We start from the raw sequence: 18,746 nt of genomic DNA on the forward strand, positions 1-18,746 counted from the left end.
TTGCTGCGATCAGCGAAGCCTTGCATTGTAGCACAGTTTTCACGGCGCTTTTAGAACGCTTTTGCGTTTTCTTCTCACACCTCTTGCCGAAGAGAGAGAAGAAAACGCCTGGCGTGAGCCAGGCGTTTTGGCGTAAGAGCCTGACGATGACCTACTTTCACACGGGAACCCGCACTATCATCGGCGCAAATTCGTTTCACTGTCCTGTTCGGGATGGGAAGGAGTGGTACCAAATCGCTATGGTCATCAGGCATAAACTTTTTGTCGGATCGATCGCTTGGGCATTAACTTCTTAATCCCTTACTCTCTCTCCAACGAATTCATAGAGTCTTCTATCAGCTTTTCGATTGCGCCATCACTTGGCATAACTTGAACGATCTTTCGATCCATTCCGTCTTCATTTTCTGAGCTTCAACCCAAAGTTATAGGGTCAAGCCGCACGGGCAATTAGTACTGGTTAGCTTAACGCATTACTGCGCTTCCACACCCAGCCTATCAACGTCGTGGTCTACAACGACCCTTCAGGGGGCTCAAGGCCCCGGCAGATCTCATCTTGAAACGAGTTTCCCGCTTAGATGCTTTCAGCGGTTATCTCTTCCACACTTAGCTACCCTGCGATGCCACTGGCGTGACAACAGGTACACCAGAGGTGTGTCCACTCCGGTCCTCTCGTACTAGGAGCAGGCTTCCTCAAATCTGCAGCGCCCACGGAAGATAGGGACCAAACTGTCTCACGACGTTTTAAACCCAGCTCACGTACCTCTTTAAATGGCGAACAGCCATACCCTTGGGACCGACTACAGCCCCAGGATGAGATGAGCCGACATCGAGGTGCCAAACACCGCCGTCGATATGAACTCTTGGGCGGTATCAGCCTGTTATCCCCAGAGTACCTTTTATCCGTTGAGCGATGGCCCTTCCATACAGAACCACCGGATCACTATGTCCTGCTTTCGCATCTGCTCGACTTGTCAGTCTCGCAGTTAAGCACGCTTATGCCATTGCACTATCGTCACGATGTCCGACCGTAACTAGCGTACCTTCGAACTCCTCCGTTACGCTTTGGGAGGAGACCGCCCCAGTCAAACTGCCTACCATGCACTGTCCCCGATCCAGATAATGGACCTAGGTTAGAACCTCAAACGCACCAGGGTGGTATTTCAACGTTGGCTCCATGCGATCTAGCGACCGCACTTCAAAGCCTCCCACCTATCCTACACAGATCCGTTCAAAGTCCAATACAAAGCTACAGTAAAGGTTCATGGGGTCTTTCCGTCTTTCCGCGGGGAGATTGCATCATCACAAACATTTCAACTTCGCTGAGTCTCAGGAGGAGACAGTGTGGCCATCGTTACGCCATTCGTGCAGGTCGGAACTTACCCGACAAGGAATTTCGCTACCTTAGGACCGTTATAGTTACGGCCGCCGTTTACTGGGACTTCAATCAAGAGCTTGCACCCCATCATTTAATCTTCCAGCACCGGGCAGGCGTCACACCCTATACGTCCACTTTCGTGTTTGCAGAGTGCTGTGTTTTTATTAAACAGTCGCAGCCACCAATTTTTTGCAACCCCTTTTAGCTCCGTTTGTTCAACTTCACTGACTTGGGGTACACCTTCTCCCGAAGTTACGGTGTCAATTTGCCGAGTTCCTTCTCCTGAGTTCTCTCAAGCGCCTTAGAATACTCATCTCGCGCACCAGTGTCGGTTTGCGGTACGGTCGTCAATAGCTGAAGCTTAGTGGCTTTTCCTGGAAGCAGGGTATCACTCACTTCGTCTGCAAGCAGACTCGTTATCACCCCTCATCTCAGCCTGGCGGATTTGCCTACCAGGCACGACTACAGGCTTGAACCAACATATCCAACAGTTGGCTGAGCTAACCTTCTCCGTCCCCACATCGCACTATTGATCGGTACAGGAATATTGACCTGTTTCCCATCAGCTACGCATCTCTGCCTCGCCTTAGGGGCCGACTCACCCTACGCCGATGAACGTTGCGTAGGAAACCTTGCGCTTACGGCGAGGGGGCTTTTCACCCCCTTTAACGCTACTCATGTCAGCATTCGCACTTCTGATACCTCCAGCATCCGTTACCAGACACCTTCACAGGCTTACAGAACGCTCTCCTACCACGCACAGTAAACTGTGCATCCGCAGCTTCGGTAACTGGCTTAGCCCCGTTACATCTTCCGCGCAGGACGACTCGATCAGTGAGCTATTACGCTTTCTTTAAATGATGGCTGCTTCTAAGCCAACATCCTGACTGTTTTAGCCTTCCCACTTCGTTTCCCACTTAGCCAATTTTAGGGACCTTAGCTGGCGGTCTGGGTTGTTTCCCTCTTGAGTCCGGACGTTAGCACCCGGTGCTCTGTCTCCCAAGCTGTACTCGTCGGTATTCGGAGTTTGCATAGGTTTGGTAAGTCGCCATGACCCCCTAGCCTAAACAGTGCTCTACCCCCGACGGTAATACTTGAGGCACTACCTAAATAGTTTTCGGAGAGAACCAGCTATTTCCAAGTTTGTTTAGCCTTTCACCCCTATCCACAGCTCATCCCCTAATTTTGCAACATTAGTGGGTTCGGACCTCCAGTACCTGTTACGGCACCTTCATCCTGGCCATGGATAGATCACTTGGTTTCGGGTCTACACCCAGCGACTAGTCGCCCTATTCGGACTCGATTTCTCTTCGCCTCCCCTATTCGGTTAAGCTTGCCACTGAATGTAAGTCGCTGACCCATTATACAAAAGGTACGCCGTCACCCCGAAGGGCTCCGACTTTTTGTAAGCATACGGTTTCAGGATCTATTTCACTCCCCTCCCGGGGTTCTTTTCGCCTTTCCCTCACGGTACTGGTTCACTATCGGTCGATGATGAGTATTTAGCCTTGGAGGATGGTCCCCCCATATTCAGACAGGGTTTCTCGTGCCCCGCCCTACTTGTCTGCAGCCTAGTACCACCGATCGGTTTTCACATACGGGACTATCACCCACTATGGTCGGCCTTTCCATGCCGTTTTGTTAACCGATCGACTATCACTGCAAGGCTCTTCCGAATTCGCTCGCCACTACTATCGGAATCTCGGTTGATGTCTTTTCCTCTGGGTACTTAGATGTTTCAGTTCTCCAGGTTCGCTTCGCATACCTATGTATTCAGTATGCGATACCTCTTGCGAGGTGGGTTCCCCCATTCAGAAATCTCCGGATCAAAGCTTATTTGCCAGCTCCCCGAAGCTTATCGCAGGCTATCACGTCTTTCGTCGCCTATCATCGCCAAGGCATCCACCATATGCTCTTAGTCACTTGACCCTATAACTTTGATGCCTCTTGCGAAGCACAAAGCTCTAGATTTCAAAGACTGGTGAGGTCTTGCACCTCACGCGTTATGCCGTAATGTGAATATCTTTGGCTGCATCTTTCAATGCAGCTTAGAGAATATTCGTCATTACTAGATAATTTCGCATTCGCAAAATATCTGTTTTGACGCAATCAAAATGTTGCTGGCGGCACGGTGCGAATATCTTTCGATTTCGCTTTCCACCAGCAACGCTGATTTCGACTCTATGAATTTTTAAAGAACAGCCTATTGAGATGTATCTCAATACAAAAGCAGTCTGACGCAGACTGCTTTTGTATTGGGAAGCCTTCGATTGTAGCACTTTTAGTGCGCCGTTTTTGGTGGAGGATGACGGGATCGAACCGACGACCCCCTGCTTGCAAAGCAGGTGCTCTCCCAGCTGAGCTAATCCCCCGGGATCCTTCTCACCAGACATTGGAATTTTTGGTGGGTCTAGTTGGGCTCGAACCAACGACCCCTGCGTTATCAACACAGTGCTCTAACCAGCTGAGCTACAGACCCATTCCAATTCCTCGCCCCTCTCGAATTGCTTCGATCAGTGCCAGGCCTTGGCTTGTTCCAACAACCGATAAGTGTGGACGTTCAATTTTAAGCAGCGTTTTTCCAGAAAGGAGGTGATCCAGCCGCACCTTCCGATACGGCTACCTTGTTACGACTTCACCCCAGTCACGAACCCCGCCGTGGTAAGCGCCCTCCTTGCGGTTAGGCTACCTACTTCTGGCGAGACCCGCTCCCATGGTGTGACGGGCGGTGTGTACAAGACCCGGGAACGTATTCACCGTGACATTCTGATCCACGATTACTAGCGATTCCGACTTCACGCAGTCGAGTTGCAGACTGCGATCCGGACTACGACTGGCTTTATGGGATTAGCTCCCCCTCGCGGGTTGGCAACCCTTTGTACCAGCCATTGTATGACGTGTGTAGCCCCACCTATAAGGGCCATGAGGACTTGACGTCATCCCCACCTTCCTCCGGTTTGTCACCGGCAGTCCCATTAGAGTGCTCAACTGAATGTAGCAACTAATGGCAAGGGTTGCGCTCGTTGCGGGACTTAACCCAACATCTCACGACACGAGCTGACGACAGCCATGCAGCACCTGTGTTACGGTTCTCTTTCGAGCACGAAACCATCTCTGGTAACTTCCGTACATGTCAAAGGTGGGTAAGGTTTTTCGCGTTGCATCGAATTAAACCACATCATCCACCGCTTGTGCGGGTCCCCGTCAATTCCTTTGAGTTTCAACCTTGCGGCCGTACTCCCCAGGCGGTCAACTTCACGCGTTAGCTTCGTTACTGAGTCAGTTAAGACCCAACAACCAGTTGACATCGTTTAGGGCGTGGACTACCAGGGTATCTAATCCTGTTTGCTCCCCACGCTTTCGTGCATGAGCGTCAGTGCAGGCCCAGGGGATTGCCTTCGCCATCGGTGTTCCTCCGCATATCTACGCATTTCACTGCTACACGCGGAATTCCATCCCCCTCTGCCGCACTCTAGCCTTGCAGTCACAATGGCAGTTCCCAGGTTGAGCCCGGGGATTTCACCACTGTCTTACAAAACCGCCTGCGCACGCTTTACGCCCAGTAATTCCGATTAACGCTTGCACCCTACGTATTACCGCGGCTGCTGGCACGTAGTTAGCCGGTGCTTATTCTTACGGTACCGTCATGACCCGAGGATATTAGCCTCAGGCTTTTCGTTCCGTACAAAAGCAGTTTACAACCCGAGGGCCTTCATCCTGCACGCGGCATTGCTGGATCAGGCTTGCGCCCATTGTCCAAAATTCCCCACTGCTGCCTCCCGTAGGAGTCTGGGCCGTGTCTCAGTCCCAGTGTGGCTGGTCGTCCTCTCAGACCAGCTACAGATCGCAGGCTTGGTAAGCCTTTACCCCACCAACTACCTAATCTGCCATCAGCCGCTCTAGTAGCACAAGGCCCGAAGGTCCCCTGCTTTCATCCGTAGATCTCATGCGGTATTAGCCACTCTTTCGAGTAGTTATCCCCCACTACTAGGCACGTTCCGATGTATTACTCACCCGTTCGCCACTCGCCACCAGACCGAAGTCCGTGCTGCCGTTCGACTTGCATGTGTAAAGCATGCCGCCAGCGTTCAATCTGAGCCAGGATCAAACTCTATAGTTCGATCTTGAATTTAAAGTCTTTCGACTGCTCATTCACTTGACGGAAATCAGAAGATAAATCTTCTTTATTACTGTTTTTGTGAACGTTTGATAACTCCGAAGAGTTTGTTCCGTAGAACTGGCTGCTTGCCACCAAACGCCCACGCTTATCGGCTGTATTTTTTTAAGGAACCGAGACAAAATCAGCCAAAACCAATTTCAAATCTCGTTGCTTGCTGCGATCAGCGAAGCCTTGCATTGTAGCACAGTTTTCACGGCGCTTTTAGAACGCTTTTGCGTTTTCTTCTCACACCTCTTGCCGAAGAGAGAGAAGAAAACGCCTGGCGTGAGCCAGGCGTTTTGGCGTAAGAGCCTGACGATGACCTACTTTCACACGGGAACCCGCACTATCATCGGCGCAAATTCGTTTCACTGTCCTGTTCGGGATGGGAAGGAGTGGTACCAAATCGCTATGGTCATCAGGCATAAACTTTTTGTCGGATCGATCGCTTGGGCATTAACTTCTTAATCCCTTACTCTCTCTCCAACGAATTCATAGAGTCTTCTATCAGCTTTTCGATTGCGCCATCACTTGGCATAACTTGAACGATCTTTCGATCCATTCCGTCTTCATTTTCTGAGCTTCAACCCAAAGTTATAGGGTCAAGCCGCACGGGCAATTAGTACTGGTTAGCTTAACGCATTACTGCGCTTCCACACCCAGCCTATCAACGTCGTGGTCTACAACGACCCTTCAGGGGGCTCAAGGCCCCGGCAGATCTCATCTTGAAACGAGTTTCCCGCTTAGATGCTTTCAGCGGTTATCTCTTCCACACTTAGCTACCCTGCGATGCCACTGGCGTGACAACAGGTACACCAGAGGTGTGTCCACTCCGGTCCTCTCGTACTAGGAGCAGGCTTCCTCAAATCTGCAGCGCCCACGGAAGATAGGGACCAAACTGTCTCACGACGTTTTAAACCCAGCTCACGTACCTCTTTAAATGGCGAACAGCCATACCCTTGGGACCGACTACAGCCCCAGGATGAGATGAGCCGACATCGAGGTGCCAAACACCGCCGTCGATATGAACTCTTGGGCGGTATCAGCCTGTTATCCCCAGAGTACCTTTTATCCGTTGAGCGATGGCCCTTCCATACAGAACCACCGGATCACTATGTCCTGCTTTCGCATCTGCTCGACTTGTCAGTCTCGCAGTTAAGCACGCTTATGCCATTGCACTATCGTCACGATGTCCGACCGTAACTAGCGTACCTTCGAACTCCTCCGTTACGCTTTGGGAGGAGACCGCCCCAGTCAAACTGCCTACCATGCACTGTCCCCGATCCAGATAATGGACCTAGGTTAGAACCTCAAACGCACCAGGGTGGTATTTCAACGTTGGCTCCATGCGATCTAGCGACCGCACTTCAAAGCCTCCCACCTATCCTACACAGATCCGTTCAAAGTCCAATACAAAGCTACAGTAAAGGTTCATGGGGTCTTTCCGTCTTTCCGCGGGGAGATTGCATCATCACAAACATTTCAACTTCGCTGAGTCTCAGGAGGAGACAGTGTGGCCATCGTTACGCCATTCGTGCAGGTCGGAACTTACCCGACAAGGAATTTCGCTACCTTAGGACCGTTATAGTTACGGCCGCCGTTTACTGGGACTTCAATCAAGAGCTTGCACCCCATCATTTAATCTTCCAGCACCGGGCAGGCGTCACACCCTATACGTCCACTTTCGTGTTTGCAGAGTGCTGTGTTTTTATTAAACAGTCGCAGCCACCAATTTTTTGCAACCCCTTTTAGCTCCGTTTGTTCAACTTCACTGACTTGGGGTACACCTTCTCCCGAAGTTACGGTGTCAATTTGCCGAGTTCCTTCTCCTGAGTTCTCTCAAGCGCCTTAGAATACTCATCTCGCGCACCAGTGTCGGTTTGCGGTACGGTCGTCAATAGCTGAAGCTTAGTGGCTTTTCCTGGAAGCAGGGTATCACTCACTTCGTCTGCAAGCAGACTCGTTATCACCCCTCATCTCAGCCTGGCGGATTTGCCTACCAGGCACGACTACAGGCTTGAACCAACATATCCAACAGTTGGCTGAGCTAACCTTCTCCGTCCCCACATCGCACTATTGATCGGTACAGGAATATTGACCTGTTTCCCATCAGCTACGCATCTCTGCCTCGCCTTAGGGGCCGACTCACCCTACGCCGATGAACGTTGCGTAGGAAACCTTGCGCTTACGGCGAGGGGGCTTTTCACCCCCTTTAACGCTACTCATGTCAGCATTCGCACTTCTGATACCTCCAGCATCCGTTACCAGACACCTTCACAGGCTTACAGAACGCTCTCCTACCACGCACAGTAAACTGTGCATCCGCAGCTTCGGTAACTGGCTTAGCCCCGTTACATCTTCCGCGCAGGACGACTCGATCAGTGAGCTATTACGCTTTCTTTAAATGATGGCTGCTTCTAAGCCAACATCCTGACTGTTTTAGCCTTCCCACTTCGTTTCCCACTTAGCCAATTTTAGGGACCTTAGCTGGCGGTCTGGGTTGTTTCCCTCTTGAGTCCGGACGTTAGCACCCGGTGCTCTGTCTCCCAAGCTGTACTCGTCGGTATTCGGAGTTTGCATAGGTTTGGTAAGTCGCCATGACCCCCTAGCCTAAACAGTGCTCTACCCCCGACGGTAATACTTGAGGCACTACCTAAATAGTTTTCGGAGAGAACCAGCTATTTCCAAGTTTGTTTAGCCTTTCACCCCTATCCACAGCTCATCCCCTAATTTTGCAACATTAGTGGGTTCGGACCTCCAGTACCTGTTACGGCACCTTCATCCTGGCCATGGATAGATCACTTGGTTTCGGGTCTACACCCAGCGACTAGTCGCCCTATTCGGACTCGATTTCTCTTCGCCTCCCCTATTCGGTTAAGCTTGCCACTGAATGTAAGTCGCTGACCCATTATACAAAAGGTACGCCGTCACCCCGAAGGGCTCCGACTTTTTGTAAGCATACGGTTTCAGGATCTATTTCACTCCCCTCCCGGGGTTCTTTTCGCCTTTCCCTCACGGTACTGGTTCACTATCGGTCGATGATGAGTATTTAGCCTTGGAGGATGGTCCCCCCATATTCAGACAGGGTTTCTCGTGCCCCGCCCTACTTGTCTGCAGCCTAGTACCACCGATCGGTTTTCACATACGGGACTATCACCCACTATGGTCGGCCTTTCCATGCCGTTTTGTTAACCGATCGACTATCACTGCAAGGCTCTTCCGAATTCGCTCGCCACTACTATCGGAATCTCGGTTGATGTCTTTTCCTCTGGGTACTTAGATGTTTCAGTTCTCCAGGTTCGCTTCGCATACCTATGTATTCAGTATGCGATACCTCTTGCGAGGTGGGTTCCCCCATTCAGAAATCTCCGGATCAAAGCTTATTTGCCAGCTCCCCGAAGCTTATCGCAGGCTATCACGTCTTTCGTCGCCTATCATCGCCAAGGCATCCACCATATGCTCTTAGTCACTTGACCCTATAACTTTGATGCCTCTTGCGAAGCACAAAGCTCTAGATTTCAAAGACTGGTGAGGTCTTGCACCTCACGCGTTATGCCGTAATGTGAATATCTTTGGCTGCATCTTTCAATGCAGCTTAGAGAATATTCGTCATTACTAGATAATTTCGCATTCGCAAAATATCTGTTTTGACGCAATCAAAATGTTGCTGGCGGCACGGTGCGAATATCTTTCGATTTCGCTTTCCACCAGCAACGCTGATTTCGACTCTATGAATTTTTAAAGAACAGCCTATTGAGATGTATCTCAATACAAAAGCAGTCTGACGCAGACTGCTTTTGTATTGGGAAGCCTTCGATTGTAGCACTTTTAGTGCGCCGTTTTTGGTGGAGGATGACGGGATCGAACCGACGACCCCCTGCTTGCAAAGCAGGTGCTCTCCCAGCTGAGCTAATCCCCCGGGATCCTTCTCACCAGACATTGGAATTTTTGGTGGGTCTAGTTGGGCTCGAACCAACGACCCCTGCGTTATCAACACAGTGCTCTAACCAGCTGAGCTACAGACCCATTCCAATTCCTCGCCCCTCTCGAATTGCTTCGATCAGTGCCAGGCCTTGGCTTGTTCCAACAACCGATAAGTGTGGACGTTCAATTTTAAGCAGCGTTTTTCCAGAAAGGAGGTGATCCAGCCGCACCTTCCGATACGGCTACCTTGTTACGACTTCACCCCAGTCACGAACCCCGCCGTGGTAAGCGCCCTCCTTGCGGTTAGGCTACCTACTTCTGGCGAGACCCGCTCCCATGGTGTGACGGGCGGTGTGTACAAGACCCGGGAACGTATTCACCGTGACATTCTGATCCACGATTACTAGCGATTCCGACTTCACGCAGTCGAGTTGCAGACTGCGATCCGGACTACGACTGGCTTTATGGGATTAGCTCCCCCTCGCGGGTTGGCAACCCTTTGTACCAGCCATTGTATGACGTGTGTAGCCCCACCTATAAGGGCCATGAGGACTTGACGTCATCCCCACCTTCCTCCGGTTTGTCACCGGCAGTCCCATTAGAGTGCTCAACTGAATGTAGCAACTAATGGCAAGGGTTGCGCTCGTTGCGGGACTTAACCCAACATCTCACGACACGAGCTGACGACAGCCATGCAGCACCTGTGTTACGGTTCTCTTTCGAGCACGAAACCATCTCTGGTAACTTCCGTACATGTCAAAGGTGGGTAAGGTTTTTCGCGTTGCATCGAATTAAACCACATCATCCACCGCTTGTGCGGGTCCCCGTCAATTCCTTTGAGTTTCAACCTTGCGGCCGTACTCCCCAGGCGGTCAACTTCACGCGTTAGCTTCGTTACTGAGTCAGTTAAGACCCAACAACCAGTTGACATCGTTTAGGGCGTGGACTACCAGGGTATCTAATCCTGTTTGCTCCCCACGCTTTCGTGCATGAGCGTCAGTGCAGGCCCAGGGGATTGCCTTCGCCATCGGTGTTCCTCCGCATATCTACGCATTTCACTGCTACACGCGGAATTCCATCCCCCTCTGCCGCACTCTAGCCTTGCAGTCACAATGGCAGTTCCCAGGTTGAGCCCGGGGATTTCACCACTGTCTTACAAAACCGCCTGCGCACGCTTTACGCCCAGTAATTCCGATTAACGCTTGCACCCTACGTATTACCGCGGCTGCTGGCACGTAGTTAGCCGGTGCTTATTCTTACGGTACCGTCATGACCCGAGGATATTAGCCTCAGGCTTTTCGTTCCGTACAAAAGCAGTTTACAACCCGAGGGCCTTCATCCTGCACGCGGCATTGCTGGATCAGGCTTGCGCCCATTGTCCAAAATTCCCCACTGCTGCCTCCCGTAGGAGTCTGGGCCGTGTCTCAGTCCCAGTGTGGCTGGTCGTCCTCTCAGACCAGCTACAGATCGCAGGCTTGGTAAGCCTTTACCCCACCAACTACCTAATCTGCCATCAGCCGCTCTAGTAGCACAAGGCCCGAAGGTCCCCTGCTTTCATCCGTAGATCTCATGCGGTATTAGCCACTCTTTCGAGTAGTTATCCCCCACTACTAGGCACGTTCCGATGTATTACTCACCCGTTCGCCACTCGCCACCAGACCGAAGTCCGTGCTGCCGTTCGACTTGCATGTGTAAAGCATGCCGCCAGCGTTCAATCTGAGCCAGGATCAAACTCTATAGTTCGATCTTGAATTTAAAGTCTTTCGACTGCTCATTCACTTGACGGAAATCAGAAGATAAATCTTCTTTATTACTGTTTTTGTGAACGTTTGATAACTCCGAAGAGTTTGTTCCGTAGAACTGGCTGCTTGCCACCAAACGCCCACGCTTATCGGCTGTATTTTTTTAAGGAACCGAGACAAAATCAGCCAAAACCAATTTCAAATCTCGTTGCTTGCTGCGATCAGCGAAGCCTTGCATTGTAGCACAGTTTTTCATTGCCTGGAAGTTTTTCTTCCCAGCAACTTGCAGAACATTGCGTTCCGCTCGGTGCGAGTCTCGTATTGTACATAGATTTTCGAGCCTCACGCAACTCGCAGTCTGACGAGTGACAAAAACAAGGCCCGTAGGGCTCACGCCCTACGGGCCTTGTTTACAGGCATCAGCCCTTGGCAGCCTGCTCCAATGCATTAACGAACAGCGCCGCCACATCACAGCCCGTCTGATCAAAGATCTCCTGGAAACAGGTGGGGCTGGTGACGTTGATTTCAGTGACGTTATGGCCAATGACATCAAGGCCGATCAGCAACAGTCCACGTTGCACCAGACGTTTGCCGATGTACTCCGCTATGGCTCGATCCTGTTCAACCAAGGGCTGAGCGACTCCCTTGCCGCCCGCCGCCAGATTGCCGCGCACTTCATTGCCTTGAGGAATACGGGCCAGACAGAAGGGAACAGGCTTGCCGCCAATGACGAGCACACGCTTGTCGCCATGAACGATGTCAGGCAAGAATTTCTGCACCATGACGCTGATGGCACCGCCCTGGTTCAGGGTTTCGATGATGCTGCCCAGGTTACGACCGTCTTCCCCGACCCGGAAGATGCCCATACCACCCATACCGTCGAGCGGCTTGAGGATGATGTCCTTGTGCTCGGCATGAAAGGTACGGATTTCCTGCGCATTGCGTGTGACCAGGGTCGGCGAGATGAACTGCGCAAACTCCATGATGGCCAGCTTTTCCGGATGCTCACGCAGGGCGCTGGGCTTGTTGAAGACCTTGGCGCCTTCACGCTCGGCCTGACTCAACATATGGGTGGCGTAGAAGAACTCGGAGTCAAAAGGCGGATCCTTGCGCATGACGATGGCGCCAAAGTCTGCCAACTCCACCGTTTTGCTGTCTGCTTCCGTGAACCACAGGCTCTTGTCACCAGTCAGAGAGATATAGCGCACCTGCGCCTTGACCTTGCCGCCACTTTGCCAGGAAATATCCTTGGGCTGGCAGGCCACGATCTGATGACCACGACGCTGGGCCTCGCGCATCATGGCAAAGGTCGAGTCCTTGTAGATGACAAAGGATTCCAGAGGGTCTGCGACGAACAGTATTTGCATGGTGATGAACTCGTTTGCGATATATGGGCATCATGCCCAGCCAGGCATAACACTACAGAAGAACAGGATGGCTCAGGCTTGGCGAGCCCTGAAGCCCTGAACAAATAAGGCCAGACTACCCGCAACCACACCCCAGAAGGCAGACCCCACGCCAGCGATGACCACACCGCTGAGGGTGACCAGAAAGGTAATGAGCGCCGCCTCACGATGCTTTTCTTCCTTGAATGCCGTGGCCATGCCACCGCCAATGGAGCCCAGCAAGGCTAGGCCCGCGATGCACGCCACCAGCTCTTTCGGGAAAGCCGTCAACAGACCGGTGACCACCGCACCAAAAATGCCAATCAGAATGTATAGCAGCCCGCACACGGCAGCAGCTGTGTAGCGCTTGCTTCTATCTTCATGCGCCTCATGCCCCATGCAGATGGCTGCCGTGATGGCACTGAGGTTGAGCGCATAGCCGCCGAAAGGGGCCAGCAGCAAAGTGGCCACGCCTGTCATGCTGATGACTTTTGAGACGGGGATTGGATAGCCTGTTGCCCGGATGACTGCCACGCCCGGCAGGTTCTGGGAGGCCATGGTCACCACAAACAAAGGCAGAGCCAGGCTGACCAGCGCCTGAAGCGAGAAGACCGGTGCCGTATAGACCGGAATCGCCAGCCCTGCATGCACGGCCGACCATTGCATCTGCCCCATCAATGCCGCCCAGATGGTACCGACCAGCAAAGTGATGATGACGGCATAGCGCGGCATCATGCGGCGCGACAGCAAATAAGCCAGCAGCATGACCAGCACCAGAGGCAGGTTCGTCTCGGCAGCGGAAAACGCCTGCATGCCGAACTTGGCCAGCACCCCCGCCAGCAGCGCCGAGGCGATTTCCATGGGTATGCGGTTCATGATGCGCTCGAACCAGCCCGTCACCCCTACCAGAATGATGAGCGCCGCACTGACTATGAAGGCACCTATCGCCTCCCCCATGGAGAAGCCACCAGCCAGCCCTGCGGTCGCCAGCACCGCAGCCCCCGGCGTGGACCAGGCCACCATGACCGGCATGCGCAAAATCAGGGATGGAACCAATGAACACAGGCCCATGCCCAGACCCAAAGCCCAGATCCAGGACGTGATCTGCTGCGGCGTGGCATGAAATGCCTGAGCCGCCTGGAACACCAGGGCCACCGAACTGGTAAAGCCCACGAGAACGGCCACAAAGCCTGCCGCCAGAGCCGCAGGGCTCAAGTCTTTGAAAAAGCGCATCTGCGCATTCTGTCACCAGGCCTGCTTCATGACGGGCCATTTAGGCGACCGCGAATCACGAGGACCGCCATCACTACCGAATACATAGCTGCCAGCGCTTTCTAAATAAGCGTCAGAGTGTTATTTGAGCAAAAAATTTCAGAGTTCGATCTTGGAGCCCAGCTCCACCACCGAATTGCTGGGCAGGTGCAGAAAATCCGAAACCCGGCTGGCATTCTTGTGCATCTGGGCAAACAGCTTCTCGCGCCAGTGGGCCATGGAGTTGTTCATGCGCGGAATGATGAGATCGCGCGACAGGAAATAGCTGGTGGACATGGCATCCAGGCTGCAGCCCTGGGTGCGAAGCTGTGCCAGGGCCGCCGGCACATCAGGCTCGTTCTTGAAGCCATAGTTGATGGTGACTTCCCAGCAGTCGCCGCCCAGCGCCTCGGCCTGTACCCGCTTGTCCAGCCCCACCCAGGGCACTTCGTGATTGCGCACGGTCACAAACAGGTTGCGCTCATGCAGCACCTTGTTGTGCTTGAGGTTGTGCAGCAAGGCGTGCGGCACAGTTCCTGGCTCGCCCGAAAGAAACACCGCTGTACCCGGCACACGCGTGGGCGGGTGGCGCCAGGTGGATTCCAGAAACTGGCGCAGATCCAGCGCATCCGCCTGCAGGCGCTGGTGCAGCAACTCGCGCCCCTTGCGCCATGTCATCATCAAGGTGAACACCGTGCCGCCGATCAGCAACGGGAACCAGCCCCCTTCGAGCAGCTTGAGCAGGTTCGAGGCAAAGAAAGCCAGATCCACCACAAAGAAGAAGCCCGTGGCCAGCAGGCACAAGGCCAGCGGATAGTTCCAGCGATAGCGGATGACGAAGAAGGTCAGCATGGTGGTGATCAGCATGTCCAGCGTCACTGCAATACCGTAGGCCGCCGCCAGATTGCCACTGTTCCTGAAGAGCAGCACGGCCAGAGCAATCGCCACAAACAGCCCCCAGTTGACCAGCGGCATATAGATCTGCCCCATTTCCTTGACGCTGGTGTGGCGTACCTCAAAGCGCGGGAAGTAGCCGAGCTGGATCACCTGACGCGTGACGCTGAACGCGCCGGTAATCAGCGCCTGGGAGGCAATCACCGTGGCCATGGTGGCCATGATGACCAGGGGAAGCAAGGCCCAGGCAGGGGCCATCATGAAGAACGGGTTCTTGACGGCCTCCGGGTTGGCCAACAGCAACGCCCCTTGGCCGAAGTAATTGAGCGTGAGCGCAGGCATGGCGATGCTGAACCAGGCCAGACGAATCGGCTTTTTGCCAAAGTGGCCAAGGTCGGCATACAAAGCCTCGGCCCCGGTCACGCAAAGCACCACGGCGCCCAGGATGATGAAGCTGGTGCCAGGGTTGTTCCAGATGAATCTCACCGCGTAATGCGGGCTCAGCCCCGCCAGGATTTCGGGGTGACCCATGATCTGGTGCACCCCCAGCAGGGCGATGCAGACAAACCAGGTGGCCGTGATGGGACCAAAGAACTTGCCGATGCCGGCTGTCCCGCGCTTTTGCACCCAGAACAGCAGGAACAGAATGATCAGCGTCAGCGGGATCACCGCCTTGGTGAAGTGCGGCGAAATCACCTCCAGGCCTTCCACCGCCGAGAGCACCGAGATGGCCGGTGTGATGACTCCATCCCCATAGAACAGCGAAGTGCCGAACATACCCACCAAAAACAGCGTGCTTGAGAGCCTGGGCTTGTCCTTGACGGTCTGGGAGGCCAGGGCCAGCATGGCGACCAGCCCGCCTTCGCCGTTGTTGTCGGCACGCAGCACCAGCACCACGTATTTGAGCGAGACGATGATCGTGAGTGTCCAGAACAGCACGGACAACACGCCATAGACATTGGCCGGTGTGAAAGGCACATGGCCCGAGCCAAAGACCTCCTTGACCGAGTACAAAACGCTGGTGCCTATGTCTCCATAAACAACACCAATAGCCCCCAGCGTGAGGGCGGACAAGGAGGATTTCGAGTTTTGCACGGTTCGGGAAGCGACTCGTAAGGCAGTCAGCAGATCATCAAAGTTGCCGCATTGTGCTCTGACTCAGGGATCCAAGCCGTCAGTCGTAAATTTCTGCATCCGGATTGGTGGCTTCCAGCTCATAGCTGGCTGCCAGCATGGCCAGACGCGCAATCACGCCATACATATAGAAGCGATTGGGCGCGCTGGCGCCAGGGCGGGCGCTGGCCTGAGGCAGGTGATTGCTCTGCTGGAAGGCTAGCGGCACATAGCCCGCTCCGGGAGCATTGAGATTCTCATCCTCGCCGCGCTCGGGGTGCATGCGGTAGAAGCCACCCACCACATAGCGGTCCATCATGTAGACCACGGGCTCGGCCACGGCGTTGTGCATGCGCTCATAAGTCAGCACGCCTTCCTGCACGATGACATCATGCACGGTCTGGCCATCCTTGATGACGCCCATCTTGTTGCGGCTCTTGCGCGGCAGTGCGGCCAGCTCTTTGGCGTCGCGCACGGTCATCACGCCCATGCCGTAGGTACCATTGTCGGCCTTGACCACGGCAAACGGCTTTTCCTTGATGCCGTACTCCTTGTACTTGCGGCGCACCTTGGAAAGGATGACATCCACCTGGTCGGCCAGCGCGTCCATGCCCGTGCCTTCGGCGAAGTCGATGTTCTCCACGCGGCCGAAGATGGGGTTGATCAGCCAGGGGTCTATACCCAGCAGCTTGCCAAAGCGCTTGGAAACTTCTTCATAGCTCTGGAAATGGCGGCTCTTGCGGCGCACATTCCAGCCTGCGTGCAATGGCGGCAGCAGGTATTGCTCATACAGCTCTTCGATGATGCCGGGCACACCGGTGGAGAGGTCGTTGTTCAGCAGGATGGTGCAAGGGTCGAAGTCCTTGAGGCCCAGGCGGCGCTTGGTGCGGATCACCGGCTCCAGCTTGATCTCGTCGCCCAGCGGCAAAGTGATGGACAGCGTCTTCTTGATCTCGGGGCTGATGGAGCCGATGCGCACATTGAGGCCCGCCATGCTGAAGATGCGCTTGAGCTGCAGCACGCTGGCCAGGTAATGGGTATTGCGTGTGTGGTTCTCGGGAATGATGAGCAGGTTGCGCGCTTCAGGACATATCTTTTCGATAGCAGCCATCGCAGCCTGCACGGCCAGAGGCAGCATTTCATCGGTGAGATTGTTCCATCCACCGGGAAAAAGGTTGGTGTCCACCGGTGCCAGCTTGAAACCCGCATTACGAATATCCACCGAGCAATAGAACGGGGGCGTGTGCTCCATCCACTCCAGGCGGAACCAACGCTCGATCGCTGGCATGGAGTCAAGCACGCGCTGCTCGAGTTCGTTAATGGGGCCGGTCAAAGCCGTGACAAGATGTGGAACCATAAATACCCTCAGGAGACGGTGGTGGGGGGCAATTGTAGAGACTGGCGCAAGAAATAAGCGTTTTCCCTAGCCTTTACCTCAGCGGCGCCAGAAAGCTGGAGAAAGCAGAGCCATGAAACTCAGTATTTCCAGTCGCCCCAAAAGCATGGCCAGAGTACACACCCACATTTGGAAGTCAGTCAACACCGTGTAGTTGGATGCGGGACCGACGGCTCCCAGGCCCGGCCCCATGCAGTGCACACTCGCCAACACAGCAGAAAATGCGGTCACGGGGTCCAGATCGGTCAACAGCAACACCATGCTCAACACGATGACGGTGGCTCCGTAGACCAGCATATAGGCCAGTACCGAAAAAATCATCGGGTTATCAACCACCGCATCACCCAAGCGCACGGGCTGCACGGCGCGCGGATGCACCAGGCGCGTCATCTCGCGCCGGGCCTGCTTGACGAGTATCAGCATACGCACCATCTTGATGCCGCCGCCCGTGGAGCCAGCGCTGGTGGCCACACCAGACAGCAGCAGCAACAACACCGGAATGAATACCGGCCAGGCCAGATAGTCGGTGGTGGAAAAACCCGTGGTCGTGGCCACGGACACCGTATGAAACATGCCCAGACGCAAGGCATCCAGCGGCCCATACACGCCCTTGACCCACAGCAGAAACGCCACAAACAGGCCACCGCCGACCAATGCGCCTATCGTGGCACGCATCTCCGGATCACGCATGAAGCTATCGAGCCGCCCCTTGCGCACGGCCACAAAGTACAGCGCGAAGTTGCAACTGGCCAGCAGCATGAAGACCAGCGCCACGCATTCCAGCAACGGTGAGTTGAAATAGGCAAAGCTTGCGTCATGCGATGACAGCCCTCCCAGGCTCACCGTGGCAAACATATGCATCAGCGCATCCAGTGGCTGCATGCCAAAGGCCCAGAACGCTAGAAAGCAGGCAATGGAGAACAGCGCATACACGCCCCACAGCCCCTTGGCCGTTTCCGTAATACGTGGCGTAAGCTTGGTGTCCTTTACCGGGCCTGCGGCTTCCGCTCTGAAAAGCTGAGCACCACCAACCCCCAGCAGCGGCAAAATGGCCACGGCCAGGATCAGAATCCCCATGCCGCCCATCCACTGCAGAAAAGTGCGCCAGACGTTGATGGAAACCGGCAGCTTGTCCAGACCGCTGAGCACGGTCGCCCCCGTCGTGGTCAGGCCCGAGACGGCTTCAAAATAGGCGTGGGTCCAGCTGATCTGCAGGCCCACACGATTCAAGCCCAACACCAGCGGCACCATGGCGCACAGCGGCAGCACCACCCAGACCAGCGTCACCAGAATCACGCCATGGCGCGGCTGCAGATCCAGCTTGTGGCGATAAAGCCCTCCCCAGAGCAGCAAGCCTATGCTCACCGTCAGCCCGATGGACCAGGGGTAGATGCGCCAGATGCCATCCTGCGTGAACCATGACACCCCGAAAGGCAGCAGCATGGCAGCCGCAAACATGACCATCAACATGCCCAGCACACGCAAGACAGGAAGCAAGTCTTTCATG

5 protein-coding genes, 4 tRNA genes and 6 rRNA genes are annotated in these 18,746 nt (G+C 54.2%); all 15 read right to left on the bottom strand.

Features of this window, described 5'->3' with window-relative positions:
• Positions 1-138: 138 nt before the first annotated feature.
• A 5S ribosomal RNA gene (gene rrf, locus QMY55_RS23260) occupies positions 139-251 on the bottom strand.
• A gap of 175 nt (positions 252-426) precedes the next feature.
• Positions 427-3,304, bottom strand: a 23S ribosomal RNA gene (locus QMY55_RS23265).
• Positions 3,305-3,671: 367 nt separating this feature from the next.
• A tRNA-Ala gene (locus QMY55_RS23270) sits at positions 3,672-3,747 on the bottom strand.
• A gap of 30 nt (positions 3,748-3,777) precedes the next feature.
• A tRNA-Ile gene (locus QMY55_RS23275) sits at positions 3,778-3,854 on the bottom strand.
• A gap of 106 nt (positions 3,855-3,960) precedes the next feature.
• Positions 3,961-5,495 (bottom strand): 16S ribosomal RNA (locus QMY55_RS23280).
• A 349-nt stretch (positions 5,496-5,844) separates the two neighbouring features.
• Positions 5,845-5,957: ribosomal RNA gene (gene rrf, locus QMY55_RS23285) — 5S ribosomal RNA — on the bottom strand.
• A gap of 175 nt (positions 5,958-6,132) precedes the next feature.
• Positions 6,133-9,010: ribosomal RNA gene (locus QMY55_RS23290) — 23S ribosomal RNA — on the bottom strand.
• A 367-nt stretch (positions 9,011-9,377) separates the two neighbouring features.
• A tRNA-Ala gene (locus tag QMY55_RS23295) sits at positions 9,378-9,453 on the bottom strand.
• Between the two features lie 30 nt (positions 9,454-9,483).
• A tRNA-Ile gene (locus tag QMY55_RS23300) sits at positions 9,484-9,560 on the bottom strand.
• A 106-nt stretch (positions 9,561-9,666) separates the two neighbouring features.
• Positions 9,667-11,201: ribosomal RNA gene (locus tag QMY55_RS23305) — 16S ribosomal RNA — on the bottom strand.
• Together the 16S, 23S and 5S rRNA genes with 4 tRNA genes alongside form the textbook arrangement of a ribosomal RNA operon.
• A gap of 418 nt (positions 11,202-11,619) precedes the next feature.
• Positions 11,620-12,567, bottom strand: a complete 948-nt coding sequence (gene gshB, locus QMY55_RS23310) for a glutathione synthase (protein ID WP_283486452.1) — start codon at positions 12,565-12,567, stop codon at positions 11,620-11,622.
• 72 nt (positions 12,568-12,639) lie between these two features.
• Positions 12,640-13,818 carry a benzoate/H(+) symporter BenE family transporter gene (locus tag QMY55_RS23315; protein WP_283486453.1) on the bottom strand — a complete coding sequence of 393 codons (1,179 nt, stop codon included), beginning with the start codon at positions 13,816-13,818 and terminating at the stop codon, positions 12,640-12,642.
• A gap of 138 nt (positions 13,819-13,956) precedes the next feature.
• On the bottom strand, positions 13,957-15,825 hold the full coding sequence (locus tag QMY55_RS23320; RefSeq protein WP_283486454.1) for a potassium transporter Kup: 1,869 nt from the start codon (positions 15,823-15,825) through the stop codon (positions 13,957-13,959).
• Positions 15,826-15,904: 79 nt separating this feature from the next.
• Positions 15,905-17,200 carry a glutamate--cysteine ligase gene (gene gshA, locus QMY55_RS23325; RefSeq protein WP_283486455.1) on the bottom strand — a complete coding sequence of 432 codons (1,296 nt, stop codon included), beginning with the start codon at positions 17,198-17,200 and terminating at the stop codon, positions 15,905-15,907.
• A gap of 78 nt (positions 17,201-17,278) precedes the next feature.
• Positions 17,279-18,745, bottom strand: a complete 1,467-nt coding sequence (locus QMY55_RS23330) for a TrkH family potassium uptake protein (protein ID WP_283486456.1) — start codon at positions 18,743-18,745, stop codon at positions 17,279-17,281.
• Position 18,746: the final 1 nt, after the last annotated feature.

It is taken from the genome of Comamonas resistens (genome assembly GCF_030064165.1).
Taxonomy (GTDB): domain Bacteria; phylum Pseudomonadota; class Gammaproteobacteria; order Burkholderiales; family Burkholderiaceae_C; genus Comamonas; species Comamonas resistens.

What these genes read in the sequence shown, in the direction of transcription:
- QMY55_RS23315 (WP_283486453.1), bottom strand. Translation starts at nt 13,818, where the DNA reads ATGCGCTTTTTCAAAGACTTGAGCCCTGCGGCTCTGGCGGCAGGCTTT.
- gshB (WP_283486452.1), bottom strand. Translation starts at nt 12,567, where the DNA reads ATGCAAATACTGTTCGTCGCAGACCCTCTGGAATCCTTTGTCATCTAC.
- gshA (WP_283486455.1), bottom strand. Translation starts at nt 17,200, where the DNA reads ATGGTTCCACATCTTGTCACGGCTTTGACCGGCCCCATTAACGAACTC.
- QMY55_RS23330 (WP_283486456.1), bottom strand. Translation starts at nt 18,745, where the DNA reads ATGAAAGACTTGCTTCCTGTCTTGCGTGTGCTGGGCATGTTGATGGTC.